This window comes from Williamsia sp. (assembly GCF_036566845.1).
GTDB lineage: Bacteria > Actinomycetota > Actinomycetes > Mycobacteriales > Mycobacteriaceae > Williamsia.
This window is the reverse complement of the sequence record NZ_DATCVM010000075.1, coordinates 1-8,149: the sequence shown is the minus strand read 5'-3', so window position 1 is coordinate 8,149 and position 8,149 is coordinate 1. Positions and strand designations below refer to the sequence as shown.

General features: G+C 62.7%; 7 protein-coding genes. 3 read left to right on the top strand and 4 right to left on the bottom strand.

All coding sequences use genetic code 11. The features are described from left to right. Positions 1 to 617: 617 nt before the first annotated feature. Positions 618 to 1,241, bottom strand: coding sequence for a DUF6461 domain-containing protein (locus tag VIQ49_RS06405; RefSeq protein WP_331882177.1), 624 nt, complete (start codon positions 1,239 to 1,241; stop codon positions 618 to 620). After that, a complete protein-coding gene (locus VIQ49_RS06400) occupies positions 1,238 to 1,609 on the bottom strand; it encodes a hypothetical protein (protein WP_331882174.1) in 372 nt (123 codons plus the stop codon). Before VIQ49_RS06400 ends, VIQ49_RS06405 begins: the two co-directional genes overlap by 4 nt. Before the next feature lie 113 nt (positions 1,610 to 1,722). On the opposite strand from VIQ49_RS06400, the gene VIQ49_RS06395 reads away from it, so the two are divergent. Both VIQ49_RS06395 and VIQ49_RS06390 read left to right on the top strand, forming a co-directional pair. Beyond that, the gene (locus VIQ49_RS06395) at positions 1,723 to 2,358 is read left to right on the top strand and encodes an SMI1/KNR4 family protein (RefSeq protein WP_331882171.1); all 636 of its coding nucleotides are present in this window, start codon (positions 1,723 to 1,725) and stop codon (positions 2,356 to 2,358) included. Beyond that, positions 2,355 to 3,527 carry a hypothetical protein gene (locus VIQ49_RS06390; RefSeq protein WP_331882168.1) on the top strand — a complete coding sequence of 391 codons (1,173 nt, stop codon included), beginning with the start codon at positions 2,355 to 2,357 and terminating at the stop codon, positions 3,525 to 3,527. Before VIQ49_RS06395 ends, VIQ49_RS06390 begins: the two co-directional genes overlap by 4 nt. Positions 3,528 to 3,688: 161 nt before the next feature. Here VIQ49_RS06390 and VIQ49_RS06385 read toward each other — a convergent pair whose 3' ends face one another. Further along, positions 3,689 to 4,798, bottom strand: a complete 1,110-nt coding sequence (locus tag VIQ49_RS06385) for a hypothetical protein (RefSeq protein ID WP_331882165.1) — start codon at positions 4,796 to 4,798, stop codon at positions 3,689 to 3,691. 526 nt (positions 4,799 to 5,324) lie between these two features. Here VIQ49_RS06385 and VIQ49_RS06380 point away from each other — a divergent pair. Then, complete coding sequence (locus VIQ49_RS06380; protein WP_331882162.1) at positions 5,325 to 6,836, top strand: DUF6578 domain-containing protein; 1,512 nt, start codon at positions 5,325 to 5,327, stop codon at positions 6,834 to 6,836. Between the two features lie 148 nt (positions 6,837 to 6,984). On the opposite strand, the gene VIQ49_RS06375 is transcribed toward VIQ49_RS06380, so the two are convergent. Beyond that, positions 6,985 to 7,368, bottom strand: coding sequence for a hypothetical protein (locus VIQ49_RS06375; RefSeq protein ID WP_331882159.1), 384 nt, complete (start codon positions 7,366 to 7,368; stop codon positions 6,985 to 6,987). Positions 7,369 to 8,149: the final 781 nt, after the last annotated feature.

Below are 8,149 nucleotides of genomic sequence, written 5' to 3'. Positions count from 1 at the left end.
TCCGTCGCGGACGATCTCGTCGAGCAACGACCGTCCGGTCGCGGTGTTGCCATCGTTGGACTGGTCGTCTTCGTGTACTACCGTGAGCACGAGCGTACCTTCCCAACCAGCGTTGGCGCGCTGGTCTTGATCGAATACCTGATTTCTTGTAGATCATCATCTGGGGAGGTGCGTCCTTCCCTGTCCACAGGTATTGATCATTACTCGTTCGGGCGCATGCAGTAACCCTAATTCGGGTATAGGGCTTGGGTTTCGAGCTTGGGCCGGATCCAGACTGAATATGTCAATCTCAGTCAGGTGTTGCAACCACTGTTAGAACTTGCCGATTGTCACTGGGCAGTATCCCGTCAGGCCGCCAGCGTGTGTGGCTGCGCTTCGAGCAGTCTGTGCAGGTCTTTCGGTTTACGGCGCTTTGGTACTGGCTCAGGAGCTTTGGTCCGAGCGGCAACTGCTCGGACCGTTTCTTTGTGCAGGACTCGCAGTACTAGTCATGGTGGTCCCCACGCTGATCATCACCGTCGTCCACAACCGGCACCTTCATCTGCCTGCAAACTAGCTCCTAGGGTTTTCACCCCTTCCTTGCGCTGCACTGCGACTGCGGTATCTCACGGCCCTGATCAGTCGGCGCTGCCCACGATGAAGGTCGCACTCGACAAGAACTCGGGCGTAATCCGCGCGCCGGTGTAGTTCGCCGCCAGCGCCAGCGATGCCTCGATCACGGGGAAGCCTCCGTCTTGCGTCATGGGCTCGTCGCCATCGGGATTGACACCGACTTCTTCGAGTCGGGGCTCCCACTGCGTGGGCAGCGGGTCCAGTCCGAAGCCGCAGCGCAGAAGCGGATCGAAATACGCCGTGCGGTTCCCGTCCTCCCAGACGTAGAAACCGGCCCCGCCGTTCATATCGCGGTAGTGGGTCAGCACCTCGCGCCCGAGCGAGAGTGGTCGCATCAATTCCTCGGATGCACCTGCGGCCGCCGCAGGTGCGATCGCGATCGTCCAGTCCTCCACGGCTGCGGCCCCGATGATGGCGAATTCTTCCCATCCGCGCTCGTTGACGCGGGCCAGGCCGGTCTCCGTGCCCAGGCCTTCCACGGTCATTGCTTCGATCACGGTTGCGGGATCTGAACCCTTGACGTAGGTCACGAAAAGGCCGTTCGCGATCCATGGGTAGTCGCGGGTCACCCATTCGAAGTCTCGGTAGGTCGTCCGGCCTGACTTAGACCCGATCGGTGCACCGTTCATGTCGGTCGGCCCCCGATCTCCGAGTCCCGAACGAAGTCTGCCGCGGACCTCGGTGCTTCGTCATCATCGTCATCGAGGATGACCGCGTCTTCGAGATCGAGTAGTGCGTAATCTTCGTCGTCGAGGTCCAGCGATTCGTCGATCGGATAGAAGGAGTACGCGCGGTAGCGGAAACCTTCGACAAGCACTGGGCTGATGTCCGTCCAGTCGAACCTGACTGGCGAGCCGGGGTGCAGATCGAGTGGTTGTTCCATCGGCATCACTTCGTTGGCGTCGGCCCAACATCCGCCGGGAGTCTGCGCGGAGTCGAATACACCCCACCCTTGCTCGGCGTACCAAACCCTGACCGAACCGGTCACTTTGCTCATGTGGGCTGCTCCTTGGATAGGTTCGTCATCGACACCGACAATACGATCCCCGAAAAAGGGGCAGCTGTTGCCTCGCGGACGTACATGTCGAACACAGCAGACGAGAGGTCACCATGCAGCCAGATGATCAACTGCCCAAACCGATCACCCGATCCTCGGCACCCGCCGGATCGGTAACAGAGCAATGGGCACGGATCACGGCGTGGCTGAACTCGCATCACTCTCCCGTCACAATCGCCGGCGCAACCAAGTCTCAGATCGCAGATGCCGCCGAATCCACCGGAACGACGTGGCCGCCCGAGTTGATCGAGTTCTACGAACAGATCAACGGGATTCCGCCTGAGGAGTTGGTTCGGCTTCTCCCGGGCCGGGACCTGTTCGACCTCGAGCGGGTTGTCCAGGAGCGGGAGATGGAACTCGACGTCTATGCCGAAACGAACGAGATCGAGGAGTACGAGCCGCCGGAGGGAACGACGGCCGGCACGGCGGTATTCACCTATATGCCGGAGTTCATTCCATTCGCGGGACTCGACGGGTACCTACTCTTCGTCGATACGCGCCCGGGGGATCTGTACGGGTGTGTGACCGAGTTCGACAAGGTCGATGCAGACGATGCCGGTCCTCGGTGGGTCTCGCTCAGTGCGATGCTGACCGATCTGGCAGAGAGCCTCGAAACCGGATCAAAGTTCGACAAGTATTGGAAACCTACTGTGGTCGATGGCCGACTGGACTGGAAGTTCACTCCTTGACCGGGGAGTTCGAGGCAAAATCGAGCACAACCACTACAGCGGCTGCGTTGTTGGCCGGCCCACGCGGGCGCCGGATGCTGCTTGCCTACGTGATGGATGCCGAACAGATCCGGCGACCCGAGCCGCATGACGACTCGTTCCGTTCCGCGATTGTCCGGGCGTCGCATCACCTCGACCCCGAGCGAGACTCGAGCGTGACGTACTCACGCGTGACGTACTCACGCGTGGCGTACGAGTCCGGCGCTGAAGTGCCTCTTGAAGAGCTTCTACGGGCCGTTGTCACTGCCGACGATGTGGCGCACCGCCTGTCTCAGGTGCCGCTTCCCGTGGTGACCGAGGTGGCACTCCGTTCGGCGCTCTCTGCCGCGACGGACTCAGCGCGCTACTGGCAGGACCCGGACGGTGAGGACGTCCTCGCGGCAACCGAGCCGGTGCGGCAGGAGCTTCGACGAGTTGCCGAGCACATCGCGCGATCCCCACATGCGCAGTGGTGGACGACCGCGCTCGCCGAGGCCGACCAATGGGTGATAGTGAGCCGGGGTGACGACAGTCCCGATACCTTCGAGCCGGCGGCTGCAGAACTACTGAGCGCGTGGTACGAGCGCATCCTGGAATTGGAAGCGCGAGCCGCTGACCGCCCGACCGACCCGACAGCGAACGTGTCCGGTCGCTGGTGGTCGAATCCGTCTGTTCGGTGTTCGACACGGACACTGTTCGACGGGGCCCCGGCAGAATTGTGGTTCGTCGAAGACAGCATGGGATGGGAACGCATCGCCGTGCGAAAGGTCGGCACACCCGCTGGCGCTCGTATCTACGAGATCGACGGCGCGCAGGCGTGGGCGGAACTCTGCAGACGGTTCCCTCTCGAGGTCACCGCGGAGAAGCGGCACGACTGGTACCGGACTACCGGGCGATCAGGGCGATGGGTCATCCCCAACTGGCAGCTCGTCGCCAAAGACTATGCGGGCGTGCATCTCACCGTCGCCGGATACCTGGCCGCGGCGGGAACTGCGATCCAGGTTGAGGCTGAGACGGCGAGCGTCATCGCCGGGTGGGCGCCCGACGCAACATGCTGGCTCGCCGACCCCGACCGCATCGGCGACGAATCCCGCACCTGGGTGCTCGACAGCCGAGAACACCCCGAGTGGGTCGAAGAAACGCAACGATGAGGACCAGCTAATAGTGTTCGCTGCTGCAACGCCCATCCGACGGGCATCGCGTCGAACTCGCGGAGCGCGGGTAGAGATGGGCGACCCGGTTTAGGAGGATCTGCTCGTAGTTGCGTTGGTGATCGATACCGGCCCGGCCTCGGTGAGTGGCTGTGTCTGCTCTAGTCCTTGGTCTCGGTGGGTGGGTGCGTGGTTTTCAGTCGTGTGGGGTCGACGGTGATGGCTGCGAGGAGGGCGGCGTTGATCGGATCGCTGTAGGGATCCGGCGTCGTGATGCGGACAACGCCGGTTTTGCTCGGTCCGGATAGGGCGACTGTCGAGGTATCGCTTGTGTGGTGGTTGATACTGCGTAACTTCTCCCTGCCGACAATGCTCCATGTGGTTCCGTCGGTATCGACCGCTACATCCGCTCGGGTCGCCGCTTTCGTCACGGTGCGCTCCAATTCTGGATCGGTAACGGGTATCAGGCGGCGGGTCGTCTCGTCGAGAACCTGGAGACGATGACGGTCCGGTTCGGTGCGCACGGTTCCGTGCCGTCGATTGCTGGACAGCCAGGCTCTTGACCGACCTCCGACGTAGAGGTTGCGCTGGTGAACCGTAGTGGCCCTGCCACCTGCAGTGGTGTAGCGATCGAGGTTCAACTCGCCGTCGCTAGTGAGCGTGCAGCGGTGGACGTCATGCGGGGAGGTGATCCAGCAGCCGTCATTGCCGTCGGCGTGGACTCGGCGCGTCCACAGTCCATCCAGAATCTCGATCGGCAGAGGCAAGGTATATCGAACGATGCTCGGCGGACCGCCACGAGATGCGTCCACCCGAAGAAGTATCGGATCGGATGCGTGCATGACCCACACGATGTTCTCGTGCACAGCGACAGCGCCGGCCTTGAATTCTGGTTCGATCTCCGATCGGGCGTTCAAGTCGAGTTCGACCAGGACGCCCGTTGCCGCGAAGTCGCCGTCCCGTGTCGTGTCGGTCGGCCACCAGCTGACGTCGTTGGGGACTGCGCCGACTTCCGACAATCGGTCCGAACCCGGGATCTGGTCCCAGCCGTTGTCGAGGCGGCTTACGCGTCGCTCGACGAGCTGGATTCGACGCGCGCGGCCGTAGACCTTCCCTGGTCTGTCTTGGCCTCGGTTGTCCTCGAGGTCTGCGCTGAAAACCCCGGTGAGCGTCACCGGTCCGCGGACGGCGCGGTCGGTCCACCATTGACTGCTCCACCCATCGCCGTACACGAGGTGCAGCCACCGCAGAGCACCGTCAGGGCCGGTCACCGGCGCGCGGCCGTATGCCGGGCAGGCGATTGCCGTTCGCGTTTCATCGCACACCGAAGGCGCATCGCCAGCTGAATAAAGTACCAATGACACGTCGACTACGTCGCCGACTGCAGCGCGGGGAAATGATCCATCGCCGATGACCCATCCGGGGATGAATACGCGCAAAGTTCGAGGACGTTGAATTGCCTCGCGCACTTGGTCGTTCATGTTGTTCCCGACGCACTAGGGGGTCCGAACGGCGAAGCGTTCGGGCGTCAGGTCACCGCCCCTGACGATACAACCATCGTTCAACGACGTCGGATCCGTCTCGAACAAGGCGCGATCCCGATGCTTCCGGTGTCGACGGCGCGGAGGCCTGGTGAATCACGGTGCGACGGCCGCTGGACCCGAGCCTGAGCAACGCAGAAGCTCGACGCTGGAGGGCAGCTGGTTCGAATGGTGCCGTTGTCCATACATATCGAGAGGCAGGCATGAGGGCGATACGAATTGGTACGGTCGTCGGTATGACTCCACTGAAAGGCGCATGACGCGCCAACGCACGCTTGTCGTGCAGATCGAGAGCGTCGCGATCGAGGACGGCGAAATCGTGCCGCCGAGTCTCGGTGACGTGATCGAATTCCCGCTTCGCTTCGTGGAGCAACCCGCGACCGATGCCAACACGGTGACGATTCGCGCGCTTCTGGAAGCAAGTGGTCGAGATCCGATTTTCCAGTACACCGGCCGTGATTTGCCTCGCCGGTGGGAATGGAACGGATTGTTGCGCGGTGACGGGTGGACGGCGTCGTGGCGAGGTTTCCGGCCACTCACCGGACAGGTGGAGCTGACCGGCCGGTTTTACGGGGTGATGGGGTATGACACTCCGTCCAGGGTGCGTGGGCGGGTGACCCGCGTGCAGCTGGTCAGCGCGCGCTACCGGCGCCCGCCTGAGAGTCATGGGTGGGCCGTCGTGCCGGGGCACCGTACGTTCCGCGATATCGAGACGGCACCACGTTTCTTCGGCAACGACATGTTCATGCGCGACGATCTGTTCGAGGTGGATCGCGGCGTCGGGGTGCTCGTGGACCTCGACCTCGACGACGTACCACCCGTGCCGGCCCGCCCGATGATCGTCCCGGGTGACGTGTCCGGGTCGGGCGAATTGTTGTGGGTCGTGGACAGCCAATTACCGATCGTGGTGAGCATCGACCCCGATCATGTTGCCCGCGAGTATGTTCTGCCCGCTCCGATCGGACACTCTCGCCGCGTGTGGGCTACCCCGACGGGATGTTGGGTGGGCGGCAACGACGGCCTGTACCGGCGCGTGATCGGTGAGGAGCCTCGGAGAGTCTTTCCCCACTCAGTGCATCAGGGAGCAGTGATCGGCGAGCACTTCCTGGCCTGCCCGTCCGGCACGAAGTGGTGGCTGCACACCCAGGACCACGAACCTGTTGCGGTCGAGGTTCCGGACGGCTACGTCGCTTCGATAGCCGTCGACGGTGAGTCCTTTGTCGTTCTGGCGGAGCAGCGACATACCGATGCGGCATCGACCTACCGGCTGATCCGGGTGAACGTCTCCGGGGATGTGACCGTCGGTCCGGAATTGCCGACGATGCAAGGTTTTCCCAGGCCATTTCTCGTAGGCTCACCACTTCGGGTTTTCCGCGGCAGTGTCGCGGTGGTGGTGCGTCCCGATCTGACATACGGAACGGTGGAGAAACTCGGAGGTGATGTCTTCCGTGGTGGTCAGGTCGGCGCCTTCGTGTGGATTATCGGCCACCCGCCCGACGGGACGTCGAGAACGGGATGGTGGCCGCTACCTGGGCCTGCCGAGTATGACCGCACGCGTCAGTTCTGGCTTTTCACCTTGTTGGATGCGGGCACTCTCGAACCGGTAAAGAGCACACCGATTTTCGCCACCGATCCTGCCGTGACCATCGACGAGAAGGGGACCGTCTGGGTGAGAGGTGATGGTGTGCAGTCGATTCCGGCGGAGTCGATGCAGTGGCCCGATGACTTGGACGTAGTCGCCCTGCTCGATGAATCTCGCCCGCAGTAATCCCCGTCGACATCATCAGGGATCGAGGACTACGCGGGATATGGTCCTCGATCCGGGTAACAACGTCAGTGCAGGGTTGAGAGTGGATGACGATCTGCCGGACCTGTACCTCGACGGTGGCGCTCTCGCCGGTGACGACAGGTGCGCCTTATGCGGCCCCGGCCGCGGTGACGGTGTCCCCGCTGCGCTCCCACGCTGCCCAATCACTGACCGGACGTGGCAGTGGGTTCGGTTCGGTAGCCGCAGCTTTCGCGAGGACACCGGTTAACAAATCGGTCTGAGCTGCGCGGTTGAGCGATCGGTCGCGGCCGGGGTGCCAAGAGAAGATCATCGACATGGCGTTGGTGGCTATGGTCTCCGGTGGCGCGTGCTCAGGGGATAGCGGGTCGCCATGGTCGTGATCGACATCGCTGCCTTCGGAAGTGCTGGTTACCGAGGTCTCGGTGTGTTGGCGCAGAGCGACCGCCCCGCCGACGATCAGAAAGACGGCAACGATCACGCCGACGATGATTTCGATTTTGTTCTCTCTCATCGGCTTTTCCTATCTCTTGCCTGTGAGTGCGGCGTCGTAACGGGTCATGCGCTCTCTGATGTCCGGGACATATGCCTGCGTCTCCGGATAAGGGCGGAATGCCGCCGGACTGTTCGACGGCGCAGGGACCGGCGTTGTATCCGGCGAGCATGTTGTCGATCGGATCGCCGCTGACCTGTCCGCTTTCCTGCAAAGAGGCGCAGATAGTCGGCGATGTAGCAGTCGTAGTGGCCCTGGGCCATTACCGCGTCGGCGATGCTGTTCGGATCACCCGCCCCGGCCCGGCCGTTCGGGTTACCGTTCTCGTCCACCGGATATCCGAAGGTAGCCCAGGTCGGCGGCATGAACTGTGTGTAACCGATAGCGCCGTCCGCACTGACGAGACCGGGGTCCAATTCGATTCCTGCTCGTGCTGACCGGCCAAGAGAACCGGCGTGACTTCCGTGCACTGCCGAGCACTCAGGATCAACCACTTCTCGAACTCCGGTGGAACCGTTCCGGCGGCAAGTTCTGCGCCCCCGTCACCGAGATTCGCGCCGCTGATCCTGCAATCATCCGAGGCCTTCAGTGCGGTGGAGCCGTCCACATCTGGGGCGGGTCCGTAGCTCTGACCAGCGGACGGCATGCCGTGCCCGATCGTGGTTATGTGGACGACTGCGGCGACGAGTGTGTCGAGCGCAATGCGTCCGGTCGTATATATCGGTATTGATATATGGTGGTGGGGTGGAGCGAGGCGACGAGAAACCGATCCGGTGGGTGGGCGGTGCGCTCGACGACTTGC

Bases quoted from the DNA above. Each gene is read 5' to 3' on its own strand.
- VIQ49_RS06380 (WP_331882162.1), top strand. From the start codon at position 5,325: ATGACGCGCCAACGCACGCTTGTCGTGCAGATCGAGAGCGTCGCGATC.
- VIQ49_RS06375 (WP_331882159.1), bottom strand. From the start codon at position 7,368: ATGAGAGAGAACAAAATCGAAATCATCGTCGGCGTGATCGTTGCCGTC.
- VIQ49_RS06400 (WP_331882174.1), bottom strand. From the start codon at position 1,609: ATGAGCAAAGTGACCGGTTCGGTCAGGGTTTGGTACGCCGAGCAAGGG.
- VIQ49_RS06395 (WP_331882171.1), top strand. From the start codon at position 1,723: ATGCAGCCAGATGATCAACTGCCCAAACCGATCACCCGATCCTCGGCA.
- VIQ49_RS06405 (WP_331882177.1), bottom strand. From the start codon at position 1,241: ATGAACGGTGCACCGATCGGGTCTAAGTCAGGCCGGACGACCTACCGA.